The sequence below is a fragment of the Halorubrum lacusprofundi ATCC 49239 genome, from assembly GCF_000022205.1.
Taxonomy (GTDB): domain Archaea; phylum Halobacteriota; class Halobacteria; order Halobacteriales; family Haloferacaceae; genus Halorubrum; species Halorubrum lacusprofundi.
Genome location: NC_012029.1, coordinates 1,054,667 through 1,072,344, shown reverse-complemented (window position 1 = coordinate 1,072,344; position 17,678 = coordinate 1,054,667). Strand labels below are relative to the sequence as shown.

Genomic DNA, 17,678 nt, shown 5'->3' with positions numbered 1-17,678 from the left:
TTCACCAAATGAGGCGTTCGGCGATCTCTTTTAATGGCCCAAGATCGATATCAAATCGCTCTTGAAGCTGAGGACGATCGCGATCTCTTCTTCTATGCCACCAAATCGAAGGATAATGACGGCATATAGAATCATGAAGAAGACGAACATCACCACGAGCACGGGAACCGTGACGGTGAGGTAGTTGATAGTCACCCAGTAAATGAATGTTACGAGGATAGCCGCGACCACTCCTGGATAAGCAAGTGCGGTGGTACGGGTGAATGCCGGTCTCGCGATAGAGCTGTGCCGAGTAGAGCAGATTGAGAGTGACGTACGATATGGCGGTCGCGACTCCCGCACCGAGGTAGCCGTATTTGGGGATCAGAGCGAGGTTCAGGATCGCGGTGAAGCGGATAGCAAGTCCAAAGATACGGATATACACTGCTGTCGACGGATCGGTAAACACGTATGTAGCGGTTGAGTTGCTAAAGACTGCAACGTGAAAGTCACTGGCTATTGCCTGTCGGGTCCGTCGTACCGACTCCGATAGACCACATCGACCCGCTGACCCGGTTCCGACCGATACCCACGTCGCCGTCGTATGCACAATAGATTTCTCCATCGACCGACTGGAGGTCAAGGTGATGCATTCGACCGGAGTTCCATCCCAATCCACCCGTTCCTCCCAGCAGCGCGTTGTCGGATAACGGTCGGTCCTCGTACGTCAACGTATCCAGCGAAGTAATCTCGTAGGCCCGAAGTTGGTCGCCGTACTCGGCGGTACAATCTTGGAAGAATGCGACGATGCTGTCCTCTCGCACGAGCGGACGACCGGCAGGACGTCCAGCACTTGGTCGATCAGTGACCACCGGATTTTCCGGGTGTGGCGTCCATCCGGGGGTTGTCAGCGTCTCGGAGTAGTAGACACTGAGTTCGTCGTTTGAACCGGTACCTGTGATTGCCCACCACCGGGATCCCCACTGGAAGACGACCGTGTCTTGGTACTTATCGGGGCCAATGATTATGTCGGTGACGGGCTCCCACTTGAGGGGGAACGCTGTCGTCCGGTAGAGTCGGGCCGGAGCTCTGTAGTCACCCGAGTTCGCGATGTCCGGGACCATGTATATCTCATCGTTGGCGGCGAAAACGTACGGAAACGAGAGATGGTGGTCGGTATCGAGGGCCAGACCCGTGTACGTCCACGACTCACCCTCGTCGTCGCTGACCGCGTGCCCGATTGCCGCCGTCGGGTCGCGGTGCGGACTGAACACCTCAAAAAAGAGGTGCATAGTCCTGTCTTCCACGTAGAGAAACGGGTCGGCAACGAACCCGAGGTCACCGTGGTCAGTCACATCGTTGGCACGGAAAGTAGGCCCGGGCAGGGAGGTGCCTTTGAGGCGGTCCAGCGCAGTTCGCACGTCGGTCGTCCCAAATTGGAAGGGGCGACGATTCCGACTGGCGAGGGTGTGGTGAACGCCAAGTATCCAGACCCGAACGAATCGTCGCAGTGCGCTGATATATCGATTCACCGTGTGCCTTCTGGTAATCTCGGGAATTTATACCTACTGATTACGTTACCCTCACTATGTCGCACTCGCTGGCGCTCCTGCTGGGCAGTCGGCAGGTGCCACGGTGGGTAGCAGACACACTCACTCGCGCCGAGCGAGACGAGCACGGGACTATCGAACGAGTGCTGGTTCCTGAACAGTCCTCGCCAGCGGCACCGGAGAAGGATATCCGCTTTTATTTGGATCAGGTGCGATCGAAGGGGTGTTGGACAGCAGTCGCGGCGGGTCAAAAACTCGGCGAGACCATGCTGGGCCCGTTGTCTGCTCTGGAACGCGTCCCACTCTCGACCACCGCACCCGTCAACGAGGAACTCATCGAGAGCTGCAGGCTCGAACGGTCCTCCGAATACCGCTACGAACTCCCCGAGTCGGCCGTCGACGCGCTCACCGAGTCAGATGTAGCGTTCCACTGGGGCATCGGCATTCTCAGCGGTGACGTTCTCTCCGCCCCGGAACACGGCGTCTGGGGTGTCCATCAGGGGAATATTCGAAAATATCGAGGCGGACCGCCCGGTTTCTGGGAGTACCTCCACGGCGACGAGCGGGCCGGCGTGACGCTCCAGCGATACACCGAAGATCTAGACGCCGGCGGCATCGTGGCCGAGAGAACGGTCGATATCGGTGATGCGTACACCTGGCGGTCGGTTCGTCACCACCTCTGTGCAGCCAGTTCTGAACTGCTGGCGGACGGACTCTGCAATCTCGACGAGGGAACTCTCGACGTCGAGTCCCCCGACCGTTTGGGACCAGTGTACCGTCCCGGTCAACGGACGTGCATGATGACGATGCGCTACCTCGGCCGAACCATCCCCGGTTGGGTTCGGGAAGCAACGGACCTGTGAGTCGGGACGGGTCTCGACGGTGCCGGAGCGAGCAGACGCGCCTGGCTTACTCGTCCACGAAGAACCGGGCGACGCGCTTGAACGGTCCGAGGTCCACGCCGAACCGCTCCTCAAAGCTCAGCACGAGCATAATTTCTTCCTCCTCAATGCCGCCGAGTGCCAGAATCGCGATGCTGTAGAGACTCACGAACACGATACCCATGCCGACCAACACCGGCGCCGTCGTATCGAGAAATCGTGTGACGACGTAGTAGATACCCACCATTGACAAGGTGCCGGCGATTGCGGGTTTGAACAACGCTGCTGTCATCGGATGGATGCCTGTTTGCCGGTAGAGCTGAGCCGAGTAGAGGACGTTCAGCCCTGCGTAGGAGACGGCAGTCGCCACTGCCGCGCCGAGGATACCGTACTCCGGGATGAGCGCAAAGTTGAGCGCGATGTTGGTCACGCCCGCGAGGAGATTATCCCACATGATGATTCGCGTCCGCCCGATTGCCGTGAGCGTGTTCACGTTTGGGCCGGCCACGGAGTGCGTGAAGAACCCGAGCGCGAGCGTCACGAGTGCCAGCGACCCATCCGTGTACTCCGGTCCAAACGTCATCCGAATCGACGCCGTCGGGAAGAAAATGAGGATGAGCATAGGCGGCAGCGTAGCCATGAATATCCACTTGGTGACGACCTTGTACGTGCGGTCCATTTCAGTGATCCGCTCGTCGGAATGCAACTGCGAGAGGATGGGCATCGCGATAAAGCTGAATGCCGAGAGCGTCGCTGTCAGCAGTTCCGCAAGCGGATACACCACGTTGTAGCTCCCGACTTCCCCGGATGTCCGGAAGTAACTCAGCATGAAGATGTCGAAATACGAGAGGACCATCAGCATCGCAGCGGTGAGCATCAGCGGTGCAGAGAACCTGACGAGTTCTCGCTGTCGCATGTTCGCGGTGACGGAGGACCGAAGGTTCGTCCGCGTGAGAACGTAGTAAAGCCCCGCCAGACCGGCGGCGGCGAACGTCGCCGAATAGGCCCCAACGATGCCCGCGGCACCGAGGCCGAAGTAGAGCGAGACGACGACCAGCGAGAACCTGACGATTGGCTGGCCGATGTTCCTGATGAGCACCTTCGGGAGCGACCGCTGGAGTCCTTGCACGACGCCGATAGTGAATTTCATCACCACCGCGAAGGGGATGCCGAGCGACGCGATGCGCACCACGACGACGGCCTCTGGCGCGCCTAAAACCCGCGTCGCGAACGGTTCGGCAAAAATGAACAGAAGAACGGCGCAACTGACGGAGAAACCTATCACGACCTGCAGACCGGACGCCATGATGCCCTTGCGGTCGGCCTCGTCGTCGAAGCGCGGCAGGTAGCGGCCGACGCCGGTATTCATCCCGAACAGCAGAATCGTGGAAGCGAAAGACAGCGTCGTAATGCCGATGGTCGCGACGCCGTATGCCGGACGACCAAGCAGTCTGGCGATGAGTATTTTGGCTGCAAAGGAGATCCCGAGTTCAAGCACGAGACCGGCGAACAGCAGGAGCCCGCTCTTGAACAGTCGACGGATGATTGAATTCTGTTTCTCAAACATGCAGACAGAAAGTGGAAACGAACGGTTTCTGGGAACGGTGTCCGATCATGTGAACTAATTCCGACCCGTTGCGGCACTCAGTCGGCGTAGCCGAGACTACGCAGTTGCTCTTCTACGTCTACGGTCATCTGTCGGTCGCCATCGCCCACCGATTCGCCGTCGATGACGGCCCATGGCACTTCCCGGAGGGCTGGGTGGTGGATACCGGTCGGATGCCCGTAGAGTCGCATTGGCAGTAGTGGCATACGCTCGCCTAAATTATTTCCGTGATCCGACGTAACGACGGTCCGACCATCGTGGTTGAGCAGCGGTTCAATGGTATCAAGCACGCGCTGGAGGTTATTGCCGTAGGCTTCCCAGACCTCGTCTGCGTCCTCGTAGCCGAGTCCGACCGCCTCCCAAATATCCGTCGCGCCCTGCTTGACGTCTTCGGTGGTCACTTCCTCGGTCCCGTTGAACGCCGCGTAGCGGAGATTTGGCGCACCAATGAACGGGTAGTGTGGCTGGAGGTAGTGAACGATGAGGCGCTTTTCGGGGAACTGCTCGCGGGCCTCGAGCGCCGCTTCGGTAACACCTTCGGGTGGAACCGTGCCGATTTCGGAATCGAACGACTCCCGCCAAGGTTCGAGAAAGCAGTGGAACGCCGTTTCGACTTGCCGGGAGACAACCGGATTGCCGGTGACGTAGACGCAGTCGGTCTTCGCAGGACTTCTGAAGTTGGCCTTTGTCCACTCGTGGGTCGCACTACCCGCGCTATAGACGCGTTCGTAACTGTCGTAAGTGTCCGTGTCAGCTATCTCCTCAAACAGGTCTGCACGGCAGGCGTCCAACACGAGGAGGGTGTCCCACTCACGATCCAGCACGCGGATGCCGTCATTTTTATGGAAACGAGATTGGATTGGCCCGACAACCCGATTCGCTGCCCTGTTTTGCCACCAGGTCTGGCGGTCGTAGTTCGCCGCAATCTCGTCAATGGCGTACCGTAGCTTTCCTAGCATCGAGGATATACCTATCAATCCCAAACTGCGAATAAATCTCTTTCGACTGTTTGTCACCGACATCTTGAAGTCCGAAACGGTACCTTTGCTCCTATGAGGTATCGATGACGTGGTCCAGATCCTCCTCCTTCACACGAACGAATCGTACGCGGAAATGCTGGCCCGCTACGTCTCAACCGAGTATCCGTCCTATGATGTCGATGTCGTCTCTCGCGTCCCCGTTCCGGAACGCCTTCGGGCCCTCCTCGCACGCGAGTACGACCTTATTCAGACAGACGAGCTGATAGCCAACGGAATGCTCGCCACCGGTGCGTCGGTGGTTTTCGACATTCCGCTCGTCGTCGCGATTCGCGGGTGGGCTGACTACACGAACGCTCACGGACAGTACGGCTGGCTCAAGGACGCCAGCATCCGGGCCCGAACCCGTCTCGCCCTCCACCGGGCGTCTGAGGTGATATTCATCAGCGATACCACCAGTGAGACGTTTCGCGAGCAGTATCCGGTTTCCCAGTATTCTGTCGTGAGACGCCCCATCGACATTGACCGGTATGGTACTGACCGGGCGACCGACCGGGAGACGTTCGACCTCCTCACCGTCACGAACCTGCGCTACGAGGAGAAGTACGATGGCATCCTGACAGTGTTGCGCGCCCTCCGACCGCTGTTCGAAGCGCATCCGACACTCCGATACAGAGTCGCCGGCGGCGGACAGTATCTGGATGCGCTCCGCAAGTATCTCGGTGACTACGAATACGCCGACCGCGTGACCGTCCTCGGGTTCGTTGACGCCGTCGAAGGCGAGTTCGCCAGCGCCAACGCATTCGTCTACGTGAGCTTTCTCGACTCTTACGGGACCGTAGTACTGGAAGCACAGGCCGCCGGCCTCCCCGTTATCGGCGGTGACGCCATGGGAGTTCCGGAAGCCGTCGGGGACGCCGGTGAGGTCTGTCCCCCGACACCTGACGGCATCCGCGATGCACTCGAACGCCTCATCACCGACGACGACCACCACGAGTCGCTCGCTACCCAAAGCGGTAAGAAGATGGCAACGTACAACGAGGAGTGCGCCGCTGGTCACGTCGATGTCTGGGAACGAGTACTCGATACATAGTCAGCGGTCGAACCTGCGCTACTCCTGATATCCGAGGTCGCGAAGTCGCTGGCGCACCTCCTCATCCATCTCGACGTCACCGAGGTCCTCGCGGCTTTCATCTAACGTCACCAGATGGTCCTCAAGCGTTTCGCGGAGGTCCGATAATACATCGAGAGTCTCAGTAGCAAGATCGTTCATCTCATCCGGATCAGCGGTAAGGTCGTAAAGTTGCTCATCTCCGTTTTCCTCGCGGATATACTTCCAGTTCGTGGTCCGAACGGCAAACCGACGATCATCTGTGTCGGTGTCGGTCCATTCGGCGATGACTTCTGACCGGTTCCACTGGTCCTCAACTTGACTCAGCGGTTGACCCCGATAGGTCCCTGGTCGATCGACATCTGCTTTATCAGCGAGAGTAGGTGCCAGATCCATCAAGCCGACGAGATTGTCGCTTTCTCCTGTTTCTTCTTCTCCAGTCCCAACTAACAGCGGCACATGAATTACTTCGTCGTGGAAGGTAGCACTGTGACTGAATCCACCGTGGTCAAGGAACTCCTCACCGTGATCAGCAGTGAACGCGATTACGGGATCATTTTCCCACTCCGTCTGAAGTGTTTCGATCAGCCGATCCACTTGTGCGTCGACATAGGCGATTTCGGAGTCATAGAGGTCAATGAGAGTGTTGAACTCCTGATCAGTTATCTCCTCCGGTGATTCCAACATCTTCCTCCGAAGTTGAACGGCGTCACGGTCGGTGACAGGTTCATCGCGGAATCGCCGCTGATGCTCCGCTGGTGGGACGTACGGATGGTGGACATCCATGTAGTGTACCCAAAGGAAGCGGGGATTGCTACTCGTTGAAGACGCCCAAGAGAGCGCACGATCGGTGATTTCCTCAGCGTCGATGTAGGCAGAACCGAGTTCAATACCTGCTCGTTTCTCCGTTGCGTTGAACGCCTGCTGAAGAAAACCGTAGAGATGGCCATCGGAGTCAAGGTGTGTTTTGACCTCCTGTCGAAGTTTAGCGAGTGTCCCTGGGTCCGATTTCGAATCAAAGAACCGACTGAATCCTCTATCGTAGCCAAAATCAGCAGAGAGATAGAGGTTCGAGTGGAAGCCAGCAGTCTCGTACTCAGCCTCTTCTAAAAGTTCGGCAATTGTGGTTCGTTTCGAGGAGAGTCGTTCGAATCCTCCGTACTCAAGAGCGTACGACGAAGTCATAATAGACGGAAACGAAGGTCGTGTTGAACATGCGTGGGCAAAGGCGGACGTGAACGTCTGGGCCGATGCCGCGCGCTGGTCGAGATTTGGCGTTGTATTCCGATCGTAGCCGTGCCAACCGACGTGATCGGCGCGTAACGAGTCGACTGTTACTAAAACGATATCGCGCATATATACACGTGTTGCTAGCGACCTATTTTATGCTTTTGAGCGCATCCACATAATCTCCAGCGATCTGCTTCCAATCAAATTCAGATATGAACGACTGGAGTTGTTCAACGTTTTCACGCTCTCCGGCACGCCTGATAGCATCCGCTATAGATCTTGGATCGGAATCGGCATATTCCACCCGTTCCCGGAATCTCTCTTCCGCTAGTCCACTAGCTTGAACGACCGATAGTCCCGCAGCACCGTACTCTAATATCTTGAGTGTATGAGGGTCATCAACCAATGAAACGCCGACATCAGCCACATTGAGATACCCAGGGATGGTCTCGTGTGGAACGAGTCCTAAATAGTGAATGTTCTCTTGGTCGGCATCCACCTCTTCAAGCATTCCTCTGAGACTGCCCTCTCCGAGAACAATCAACGACCAGTCAGGAAGATACGACATCGCCATCAGTAACTCTCTGATGTGATATATGGGTTCAAGCCCGCCGACGTAGATTGCTACATATTCACGAAGCTCGTATTCAGCTAACTGATCCTGAACAGAATCAATGATCTCTGAATTGGGACTAGCAAACCGACGATAATCAACACCGAGTTCGGTTTTCATATGCTGGCTAGCGTAGCGAGAAACCCGATCGTACTCTTCCTCGTACACGTACAGTACCAACTCGGCTAGCGCGAATGAGATATTTTCGGCTATTCGAACTGGGATCGAAAAGAACGGAGAGTTGTTTTCACGGAACTGTCGAATGGGATCTACGTGGTCAACAATCACGGGCTTTCCGGTTACGCGTCCGATCAGTGTCCCGGCAATCGCCCCTGCACGAGTGGTTCCAAGGATCACGTCGTATCGGTCACGTTCTCTGATCGCTGTTCGGACAGTTGGGAGTGTAGTTCCCACAACATCAACGTGGAACCCCTCGTTTTGTCGGAGATGGGAGGCAATTCGTTCTCTCCCAACACTGATGTTGTCCGGTTTATCTGGAGTAAACCACCGAACTTTGGGGTTCGCCTGAGTCACATCTGAATGACTTCTTCCACCAATAAGAACGCTCCGTTGATAACATATTAAATGGTCTCCGGCGGATATACGAATATGAACCTTCCTTACGCTCTGTCTGAGATACGACATCATGGCCTTGATCGAACATGGTGGCGGAAACGGTTCCTGACGCACGTCGTAAGTAGGTATTTCACCGGAATAGGACGGCCTGTATCTGATCCGATCACCGAGGAAGATTGGGATAATTTGATCATTTTGGACGCATGCCGATACGACCTATTTGCGGAATTATTTGAGGAAAACTCACTTCCAGGAATGTTGGAGAAACGACAGAGTGTGGAGTCGGGAACGCCAGGATTTCTATCAGAAAATTTTGATGATGAGCAATTTGATGATATTGTCTATGTCACTGGAAATCCGTATGTGAACACGAACCTCCCGGATAAAACCTTTCACGCTGTCGAGTCAGTCTGGAAAGATGGCTGGGATGACGACCTCCAGACAATTCATCCGGCTACAATGGCCAATCGAGCTATGGAAATAGCTGAAAACTACCCAAACAAGCGTATCATAATCCATTTTCTCCAGCCACATACTCCATTCGTTGGCGACGTTACTCTGGGCCAGCGAGATACATTTGCTATCCGTGAGCAGGCACTCGGCGACACTGACGCGACCACACGCCACCGGACCCCCTTCGAGATGCTCGACGCCGGAGAAGTAACCCAGGAAGAGGTGTGGGGTGCCTACCGTTCGAACCTCGAATTCGCATGGCCGGCTGTAAACCAACTCCTCAACGAGCTCCCCGGTCTCACGGCCGTAACGTCGGACCACGGAAACGCAATGGGTGAACGGGCGTGGCCGTTCCCAATTCGCGTGTACGGTCACCCTCTCGGTATTCTGATCCCACCACTCACGGAAGTTCCGTGGCTTACACACACCAACGGTGATCGGAAAGAAATCGTCGCAGAGCCACCTGAAATTGAAGGACAGGAGATTGATGAAGCCACAAACGAACGTCTTCGTATGCTCGGTTATGCTGAGTAAGTGAGTGTACCGTAGAGATATCCGAACCCGACCAAACCAGTAAGCAGGTAGACCATAACGAACAGTTTGATCTCCGTGAGCGGCTCTCTCGACACGAGGCGTTTTACTCGCCGAGGGGTTGTATTCGTGAGAATGTATTTAAGAAACGCCCCCTCTTCACCACCCTCATCCTCAACGAACGACTCCATCGCCCGCTTCGAGTACCCCTGCCAGAATGCCCGATCCACCAGCCACCGGAACTCCGTCCGGTACTCGAACACCTTGTGTGCCACCTCTGCCTCGGGATCGTACCACACTCCCCCTCCGTACTCCTCTCGCATCCGCGCACACAGCTCTGTCTCTCCACCCTGCAGGTTCTTGTCGCCCTTCCGCCCGCCGATATCGACGTCGAACCCGCCCAACACCTCGAACACGTCCGCCCGGAACGAGATGTTCGATCCGAACGTGTTCCGCACCTCGCCTGGCCCGTCGGCGAATCCGCGATGCGTCACGCCGATCAGCCAGTAGAACTCCTCGGGGAGAAACGACGGCTTGCCGGCGACCCACGCGGGCGTCATCTTCCCGCCGGCCGCGATCGCGTCCTCCTCTTCATAGGCGCGGACCAGCCGCTCGACCCACGCCTCGTCGGCGATCGCGTCGTCGTCGATAAACGCGACCACGTCACCGGACGCGATTGCTGCACCCCGGTTCCGACTCTCCAACAACCCCACGTTCTCGTCGTTGCACTCGATGACCACGTCCTCGCGGTCGCCGTAGTCGTCGACGACCTGCTCGTACACCTCGGGCGTTCCGTCGACGACCACGACGAGCTCGACGTCGTCGTGCGTCTGCGCGAGGACGCTGTCGGCGGCCTCGCGGAAGTGCTCGTACATGTCGAGCGTGTACGTACAGACGACGACCGAGACCTTCACGGAGGCATACTCCCCGACCGGAGCGCTTAGACCTTCCGCCTCCGGTCGCTCGCTTTATCACAAGCCTTATGCGCGTTTTGACAGTCGTCTTCACGTAATGAGCGACTCGAGCGATCCACCGGCGGCGTCGGATCGGTCCTCCGCCGACCTCCTCGCACGGTGGTACCACGTCCCGGTTCTTCTCGGCGTACTGGCCTTCATGCTCTGGACCCGCCTCCAGTCGTACGGGAACTTCGTCCAGAACGGCGAGGTGTACTTCCGCGGCAACGACCCGTGGTACCACTTCCGCGAAACGATGTACATCATGGAGAACTACCCGAATCGGATGCCCTTCGACGTCTGGACCGGGTTCCCGCTCGGGAACCAGGCCGGCCAGTTCGGCACACTCTGGGACCACATCATGGCGGTCGGCATCTGGATCGCTCGCCCGATCATGGGCAGCGCCGAGGAGGTCATGCTCATCATGGCCCCCATCGCGGGGATGCTCGTTGCGATCCCGACGTACTTCATCGCACGTCGGTTCGTCGATCGCTTCGCGGCGCTCGCCGCGGTCGTCGTGCTCGCGCTCCTGCCGGGGACCTTCTTCAGCTACAGTCTCGTCGGCTTCCCGGACCACAGTGCGGCCGAAGTGCTCTTCCAGAGTCTCGCCATCCTCGCGTTCCTCGTCGCCGTCGCGGTCGCCGAGCGCGAGGCACCCGTCTGGGAGCTCGTCGTCGACCGCGACTGGGCCGCACTCAAGCGTCCCGCCGCGTACGCGGCCGCCGCGGGCGTCGCGCTCGGTCTCTACATGTGGACGTGGCAGCCGGGAGCCCTCATGGTCGGGTTCACCGGAGTCTTCCTCGCGATCAAGATCACCAGCGACGTGTCCCACGGGAAGAGCCCGGAGCCCATCGCCTTCGCGGGCGCGGTGTCGATGGTCGTCGCCGGACTGATGCAGATCGTCCCGCTCGACACGTTCCGGTTCGCTGTGAGCGAGTACTCGTTCCTCCAGATCGTCTCCCCGCTCGGCGTCGCGCTCGGCGCGGTCTTCCTCGCGTGGCTCGCCCGCCAGTGGGAGTCGCGCGACCTCGACGCAGCCACCTACCCGCCCGCGGTCGGCGGCCTCATTCTCGCGTCCGCGGGCGTCGTCTGGCTCGCGATCCCCTCGCTGTGGTCGACGCTCACCGGCAGCCTCCTCAACACCGTCGGCTTCTCGGCCAGCGCCGGCGCTCGCACCATCGGTGAGGCCCAGCCGCCCCTCCAGGACGCCTCCCTCGCCGACTTCGTCCTCGGCCAGTACGGCCTCGCGTTCTTCCTCGCGCTCGCCGCTGTTCTCTACATCCTCGCGCGTCCCCTCTACCGTTCCGACGACGCGAACCACACGCTCTACATCCCGGCCGCACTCGCCGTGGTCGGCTCCGTCTACGCGGTCCCCCAGCTCTACGACGCCATCGGCGGCGTCGTCGGCGTGAGCTGGCAGGTGATCGGACTCCTCATCGCGGCCGCCTTGCTCGTCGGCGCGACGTTCCTCGTCGAGTACGACGCCGAGGAGCTGTACTTCGTCGTGTGGGCGGCGTTCATCGGGAGCGCCGCGTTCACCCAAGTTCGCTTCAACTACTACCTCGCGGTGATCGTCGCGGTCGGCGCGGCCTACTTCGTGCAGCTGGCCGTCGACTTCCTCCGCCTGCGCTCGCTCTCGGGCGTTCGCGACGTCGAGGGGTGGCAGGCGATGGGCGCGCTCGTCCTCGTCGTCATCGTCCTCGTCCCGCTCGTCGCGATGGCGACGCCGGTGTGGGCCGCGGGCGCGAACACCGGCCCCGGCAGCGTCACGCAGTGGGACGGGAGCCTCCAGTGGATGAACGACGAGACGCCCACGCCGGGCGAGCTCGAAGGCGCCGACAACCCCATGGAGCTGTACGGCACCTACGAGCGCCCCGCCGACGGCGACTTCGAGTACCCGGAGGGCGCGTACGGCGTGCAGTCGTGGTGGGACTACGGCCACTGGATCACCACGCGCGCCGAGCGCATCCCGAACGCGAACCCGTTCCAGCAGAACGCGGGCGAAGCGGCTGACTACCTCCTGGCACCGAGCGAAGAGGCGTCCCGCGAGGTGCTCGCGAGCCAGAGCACGGAGGGCGAGAACACCCGCTACGTGATGGTGGACTCGCAGATGGCCTCGCCGAACTCCAAGTTCGGCGCGCCCGTCACGTTCTACTCGGGCAACGAGACGCGCGACGACTTCAACCGCGTCCTCTATCAGCAGACCGAGCAGGGCGGGTTCCAGACGGTGATGCAGGTGAACACGCAGCGCTACCACGAGAGCCAGATGATTCGGCTGTACGAGCACTACGGCAGCGCGGTCGACCCCGCACCGGTCGTCGTCGACTGGGAGACGCAGAGCGCCCAGACCGGGAGCGGCGAGCAGATCGAGATTAACACCCTCCCGAGCGATCCGGGAGCGACGATCCGACAGTTCGACAACGTCTCGGCCGCCCGCGCGTACGTCGAGGAAGACGGCAGCGCGCAGCTCGGCGGCGTCGGCGACCTCCCCTCGGAGCGCGTCGAAGCCCTCGAACACCACCGGCTCGTCCACACATCGCAGGCGGCAGGGCAGTCGCCCTCGGCGAGACAGGTGCAGATCCTGCAGCAGCTCGGCGTCGACGTGCAGAGCGTCCTCGGCGAGTCGACCCTGCAGGCGTTCCAAGACGACTTCGTGAAGACGTTCGAACGCGTTCCCGGCGCGACGATCGAAGGCTCGGGCGCGGCGCCCGGCCAAGAGGTCGAAGCGACCGTGGAGCTGGAGAAGTCCACGGGACAGACCTTCGAGTACACCCAGTACGCCGAGGCCGACGAGAACGGGAACTTCGAGCTCACGGTCCCGTACTCGACGACGGGCTACGACGAGTTCGGTCCCGAGAACGGCTACACGAACACGAGCGTCCGCGCCACTGGCCCCTACAACGTCACCACAGAGGCGACCACCGACGACGACCTCACCACGACACAGCGCGTCGGGCAGGTCGAGGTGACCGAGGGGCAGGTCGTCGGCGCGGACGACGCGGCGGCGACGGTCGACCTCACCGAGGAGGTCATCGACTGCCCGAGCGGCGACCCGGACTGTTCGGTCGAGCAGAGCGACAAGGGCAGTGACGGGTCCGACGGAAGCGACGGCAGCGACGACGGCAACACCACCAACGCGGTCGACGGCGCGATGACACTGGTCGCGACCGAGTCGGCCGCGACGATGACGCCCGTCGCCGCCTGATCCCGCCCGCCGCCTGATCCCACCCTTCATTACCGCCGCCCCGCTTGTCGCCGTACGAAGATGACCGGACTCCGTGAGTGGGCGAGCCTGTATCTGAAAGGCGTCGCGATGGGGAGTGCCGACGCGGTCCCCGGCGTCTCCGGCGGCACCATCGCGCTGATCGTCGGGATCTACGAGCGGCTGATCGCGGCGGTCACGGCCGTCGACCCCGCGCGCATCCGACGCCTGCTCGCAGGCGCACGTCCGGCCAACATTCCGGACGCGCGGGCCGCGTTCCACGAGATCGACGGCGCCTTCCTGTTCGTCCTCCTCGCTGGCATCGGAACCGCGGTCGTCGCCGTTCTCAGCGGCGTCGACTACCTGCTCGAAACGCGTCCCGTCGCGACCTACGGCTTCTTCTTCGGGTTGATCGCGGCCTCTGCGGCGGTGCTTTTCGGTGGCGTCTCGCTCGACACGTCGCGTCGGAAGGCGGCCGCGATCGCGGGGTTCTCGCTCGCCTTCCTCGCGTCGGGATACGCATCGACGGCGCTTTCGAGCTCGCCGCCGGTCCTGTTCGTCGCCGGCGCGGTCGCGGTCAGCGCGATGATCCTCCCGGGGGTGTCCGGCTCACTCCTCCTCGTCGTCCTCGGCCAGTACGAGTACATGTCGGGGACTGTGAGCCGGTTCGTCGACGGGCTTGCGGCGGTCGCGCTCGGGAACGGCACCGACGCGCTTGCCGAGACGCTTCCCCCGGTTGTGACGTTTCTGCTCGGTGGGCTCGTCGGCGTGTTCACGATCGCTCACGCCGTGAAGTACGCGCTCGCTCACGCCCGCGCCGCGACGCTCGCGTTCCTCGTCAGTTTGATCGTCGGCGCGCTCCGGGCGCCAATCGTCGAGGTGTCGATCCGGCTGGCGGAAAGCGGTGAGACGTGGTCGGCTGCGGCACCGCGGTTCGCGCTCGCGGCGGTCGTCGGTGCGGCGCTGGTACTCGTGTTGGACCGATACTCCGCAGGGATCGAGTACTAGCGGACCGGGGCCGTTCCGGGTGAGAGAGCATGTTTCGACACCGGTTGCCTGTGTGATGAGTAGGAAAATTGGACAGACCCGTGTCGATTCGCGCTACCCCCACTCGTGATTGTCTCCCCTCCATAGAGGACGTTGCTTGCTGTTACCTGTGGAAGCGCTTATTCGACCACACCATTTCTGCTGAGTATGAGTAGTATCGAGCGCCAGGAAGACAATCGAAAACAAAAGAAGGAGCTCCGCAGAGAGTATCCAAGTGGATGGTTCCATTTCACGCAGCATGACGCCGTTCCGATTCTCGTCGATGCACTTTTAGCTCTCTCTCCGAATCGAGAGTTCACCAAGACCGAATTCGCCGAGCACGCGGGAGTCACGCGACAGACCGTCGGTAACTACGCCGATCTGCTACTGGAAGCCGAACTCATCGAGGAGATTCCGAACACGTCACCGCGTCGCTACCGCGTCGCTGATAGCGATGTCGTTCGAGAACTCTTCGAGTTGAACAGCGCACTCAACAGTGTCGGCGAGTAGGCGACACGACAACCGGTTGGGACAGTAACCCGGCTTCGCGCTCGGCCGCAGCCTTCAAATCGCCGCTCAGCGAACTATCGGCCGATGCGAACACGCCGGACTCTGCTGGCATCGGGCGTCGCCGGACTCGTGGGACTCGCCGGGTGCGCCGCTACGCCGCCGACTGCGGACGACGAACGTCGCAGAGCGACCGGCAACGCCTCCGCCACGGGCGACGACGACGCTGACGCGAGCGACGAGGACACCACCGAAGGCGACGTGACCCGGATCGGGTTCGTCGGCGACCTGATGCTCGGCCGGAGCGTCAACGAGCGGTGGGTCGACGACGACAATCCTGAAAACGTCTGGGGATCGACGCTCTCGCGGCTTCAGGAACTCGACGGACTGGTCGGGAACTTGGAGTGTTGCGTCTCCGATCGCGGGACGCGCTGGCCGAACAAGGGGTACTACTTCCGAGCGGCTCCCGCCTTCGCGGTGCCGGCCCTCGAAGCCGCAGGTGCCTCGTTCGTCTCGCTCGCGAACAATCACGTTCTCGACTACCGCGAGCCCGCGCTGCGCGACACCGCCTCGCACCTGACCGACGCGGGAATCGCACACGCCGGCGCCGGCACTAACCGGGAGTCGGCGCTCGAACCCGCGGTGTTCGAGGCGGACGACCTGACCGTCGCGGCGTTCGGCCTCACCGACCAGTCCGAGGAGTTCGCGGCGGGAGCGTCGGAGCCGGGAACCGCCTTCGCGACGCTCGATCCCGCCGTGTCCCCGACGCGCTCGCTCGTCGAGGAGATTCTCGACCGCGCGGAGACACACGACCCCGATCTCGTCGTCGCCTCGCTCCACTGGGGACCGAACTGGGAGACCGAACCCCGAGCGGTCCACGAGCGGTTCGGCCGGTGGCTCGTCGATCAGGGTGTCGACGTGGTCCACGGCCACAGCGCGCACGTCCTCCAAGGGGTCGAGGTGTACCGAGGGCGCCCGATCATCTACGACGCGGGAGACTTCGTCGACGACTACGTCGACTACATCGATCGGGAGGGCGTCCACAACAAGCGGAGCGCCCTCTTCGAGCTGGTCGTGCGCGACGGCGACCTCGACGAGCTGGTCGTCGAGCCGACCGCGATCGTCGACGAGGCGGCGACGCTGGCGGACGACAATATCGCCGAGTGGGTGCGCGACACCCTCGTAGAGCGGTCTGAGGCGTTCGGGACCGAGGTCGAGCGGAGGGACGCCCGGTTGGCGTTCCCGCTGGGCGAGGACTGAGCCGACGGCGACCGCTTCCGAACCCCACGACGGCTGCTGGCGTCCAAACCCTATTGACTCTCATGCCCCAACATCAACCGTGACGAACACCAACCGCGAGTGGCTTCTCGCCGAGCGACCCGAAGGCGAGCCCGACATGGACTGCTTCGAACTGCACGAGACGGACGTACCCTCCCCTGCCCCCGGCGAACTCCTCGTTCGCACCCGATTCCTCTCGGTCGACCCGTACATGCGCGGTCGGATGCGCGACGCCGAGTCGTACGCCGAGCCGTGGGACGTTGGCGACGCGCTCAAAGGGGGGATCGTCGGCAAAGTGATCGAGAGCGAGAGCGACGCCTACGACGCGGGCGACCTCGTGACCGGCGAGGGGCGGTGGGCCGATTACTCGACCCTCGACGCCGACGCGGTCGCACCGGTCGATCCGACGGTCGCCGACCCGGAGGCGTACCTCGGCGTCCTCGGCATGCCCGGACGGACCGCGTACTTCGGGCTATTGGAAGTCGGCGAGCCCACGCCCGGCGACACGGTCGTCGTCTCCGGCGCTGCGGGCGCGGTCGGGTCCGTCGTCGGCCAGATCGCCAAGCGCAACGGCTGTCGCGTGGTCGGCTTCGCCGGCAGCGACGAGAAGACGGCGTGGCTCACCGACGATCTCGGCTTCGACGCCGCGATCAACTACAAGACGACCGACGACTACCGCGCCGCGCTCGATGAAGCCGCGCCCGACGGTGTGGACGTGTACTTCGACAACGTCGGCGGCCCGATCACCGACGCCGTGTTCACGCAGCTGAATCTCGACGCGCGGGTCGCGGTCTGCGGGCAGATCGCCCACTACAACGACGAGGAGGTCCCGACCGGGCCGCGGAAGCTCCCGGCGCTGATCCCGGTGCGAGCGCGGGTGCAAGGGCTGCTCGTCGGCGACTTCGCGACCCGGTTCGGCGAGGCGAGCGAGCGACTCGGGCGCTGGGTCGCGAGCGGGGAACTCGAACACCGCGAGACGATCGTGGAGGGGTTGGAGAACGCCCCCGACGCCTTCCTCGGGCTCTTCTCCGGCGACAACATCGGCAAGCAGGTGGTGCAGGTGTCGGCCGCAGACGAGGAGTAGCGAGACCCAATCCGATCGGCGGACGACCACGTCGACGTCGCCTGTATTCGAGCTCCCCGACGGTACGAACTGGGCCGTCAGCTCTCAGACGGTTGAGCCATCGACCATGATTAAGTGCCCT

The 17,678-nt window shown here is 61.3% G+C and carries 15 protein-coding genes; 8 read left to right on the top strand and 7 right to left on the bottom strand.

Annotated elements, in window-relative coordinates:
• Position 1: 1 nt before the first annotated feature.
• Together HLAC_RS17730 and HLAC_RS05300 are read right to left on the bottom strand one after the other, a co-directional pair.
• On the bottom strand, positions 2 to 448 hold the full coding sequence (locus HLAC_RS17730) for a polysaccharide biosynthesis C-terminal domain-containing protein (RefSeq protein WP_197690630.1): 447 nt from the start codon (positions 446 to 448) through the stop codon (positions 2 to 4).
• Positions 449 to 488: 40 nt separating this feature from the next.
• A complete protein-coding gene (locus tag HLAC_RS05300) occupies positions 489 to 1,400 on the bottom strand; it encodes a glucosamine inositolphosphorylceramide transferase family protein (RefSeq protein ID WP_241211140.1) in 912 nt (303 codons plus the stop codon).
• 167 nt (positions 1,401 to 1,567) lie between these two features.
• Between HLAC_RS05300 and HLAC_RS05295 the strand changes: the two genes are divergently transcribed.
• Entirely contained in the window at positions 1,568 to 2,392 is an 825-nt protein-coding gene (locus HLAC_RS05295) for a formyltransferase family protein (RefSeq protein ID WP_015909813.1), read from the top strand.
• A 46-nt stretch (positions 2,393 to 2,438) separates the two neighbouring features.
• Here HLAC_RS05295 and HLAC_RS05290 read toward each other — a convergent pair whose 3' ends face one another.
• Positions 2,439 to 3,977, bottom strand: coding sequence for a flippase (locus HLAC_RS05290; RefSeq protein WP_015909812.1), 1,539 nt, complete (start codon positions 3,975 to 3,977; stop codon positions 2,439 to 2,441).
• A gap of 77 nt (positions 3,978 to 4,054) precedes the next feature.
• Entirely contained in the window at positions 4,055 to 4,840 is a 786-nt protein-coding gene (locus HLAC_RS05285) for an alkaline phosphatase family protein (RefSeq protein WP_141104737.1), read from the bottom strand.
• A 244-nt stretch (positions 4,841 to 5,084) separates the two neighbouring features.
• On the opposite strand from HLAC_RS05285, the gene HLAC_RS05280 reads away from it, so the two are divergent.
• Entirely contained in the window at positions 5,085 to 6,086 is a 1,002-nt protein-coding gene (locus tag HLAC_RS05280) for a glycosyltransferase family 4 protein (RefSeq protein ID WP_015909810.1), read from the top strand.
• Between the two features lie 18 nt (positions 6,087 to 6,104).
• Here the strand turns inward: HLAC_RS05280 and HLAC_RS05275 are convergent, their stop codons facing one another.
• Together HLAC_RS05275 and HLAC_RS05270 are read right to left on the bottom strand one after the other, a co-directional pair.
• Positions 6,105 to 7,460 (bottom strand): sulfatase family protein, encoded by a 1,356-nt coding sequence (locus tag HLAC_RS05275; protein ID WP_015909809.1) that lies wholly within the window; start codon positions 7,458 to 7,460, stop codon positions 6,105 to 6,107.
• A gap of 22 nt (positions 7,461 to 7,482) precedes the next feature.
• Entirely contained in the window at positions 7,483 to 8,481 is a 999-nt protein-coding gene (locus tag HLAC_RS05270; protein WP_143420259.1) for a glycosyltransferase, read from the bottom strand.
• Between the two features lie 75 nt (positions 8,482 to 8,556).
• Here HLAC_RS05270 and HLAC_RS19400 point away from each other — a divergent pair, with 75 nt between their 5' ends.
• A complete protein-coding gene (locus HLAC_RS19400; protein ID WP_181950052.1) occupies positions 8,557 to 9,510 on the top strand; it encodes a hypothetical protein in 954 nt (317 codons plus the stop codon).
• Here HLAC_RS19400 and aglG read toward each other — a convergent pair.
• Complete coding sequence (gene aglG / locus HLAC_RS05260; RefSeq protein WP_015909807.1) at positions 9,498 to 10,421, bottom strand: glucosyl-dolichyl phosphate glucuronosyltransferase; 924 nt, start codon at positions 10,419 to 10,421, stop codon at positions 9,498 to 9,500. The genes HLAC_RS19400 and aglG overlap by 13 nt on opposite strands.
• A gap of 97 nt (positions 10,422 to 10,518) precedes the next feature.
• Between aglG and HLAC_RS05255 the strand changes: the two genes are divergently transcribed.
• From HLAC_RS05255 to HLAC_RS05235, 5 genes are all read left to right on the top strand, one after another.
• Complete coding sequence (locus HLAC_RS05255) at positions 10,519 to 13,665, top strand: oligosaccharyl transferase, archaeosortase A system-associated (protein ID WP_015909806.1); 3,147 nt, start codon at positions 10,519 to 10,521, stop codon at positions 13,663 to 13,665.
• A gap of 60 nt (positions 13,666 to 13,725) precedes the next feature.
• Complete coding sequence (locus HLAC_RS05250; RefSeq protein ID WP_015909805.1) at positions 13,726 to 14,670, top strand: DUF368 domain-containing protein; 945 nt, start codon at positions 13,726 to 13,728, stop codon at positions 14,668 to 14,670.
• Between the two features lie 186 nt (positions 14,671 to 14,856).
• Entirely contained in the window at positions 14,857 to 15,198 is a 342-nt protein-coding gene (locus HLAC_RS05245; protein ID WP_015909804.1) for a hypothetical protein, read from the top strand.
• A gap of 84 nt (positions 15,199 to 15,282) precedes the next feature.
• Positions 15,283 to 16,455 (top strand): CapA family protein, encoded by a 1,173-nt coding sequence (locus tag HLAC_RS05240; RefSeq protein WP_015909803.1) that lies wholly within the window; start codon positions 15,283 to 15,285, stop codon positions 16,453 to 16,455.
• A gap of 79 nt (positions 16,456 to 16,534) precedes the next feature.
• The gene (locus HLAC_RS05235) at positions 16,535 to 17,557 is read left to right on the top strand and encodes an NADP-dependent oxidoreductase (protein WP_015909802.1); all 1,023 of its coding nucleotides are present in this window, start codon (positions 16,535 to 16,537) and stop codon (positions 17,555 to 17,557) included.
• Positions 17,558 to 17,678: the final 121 nt, after the last annotated feature.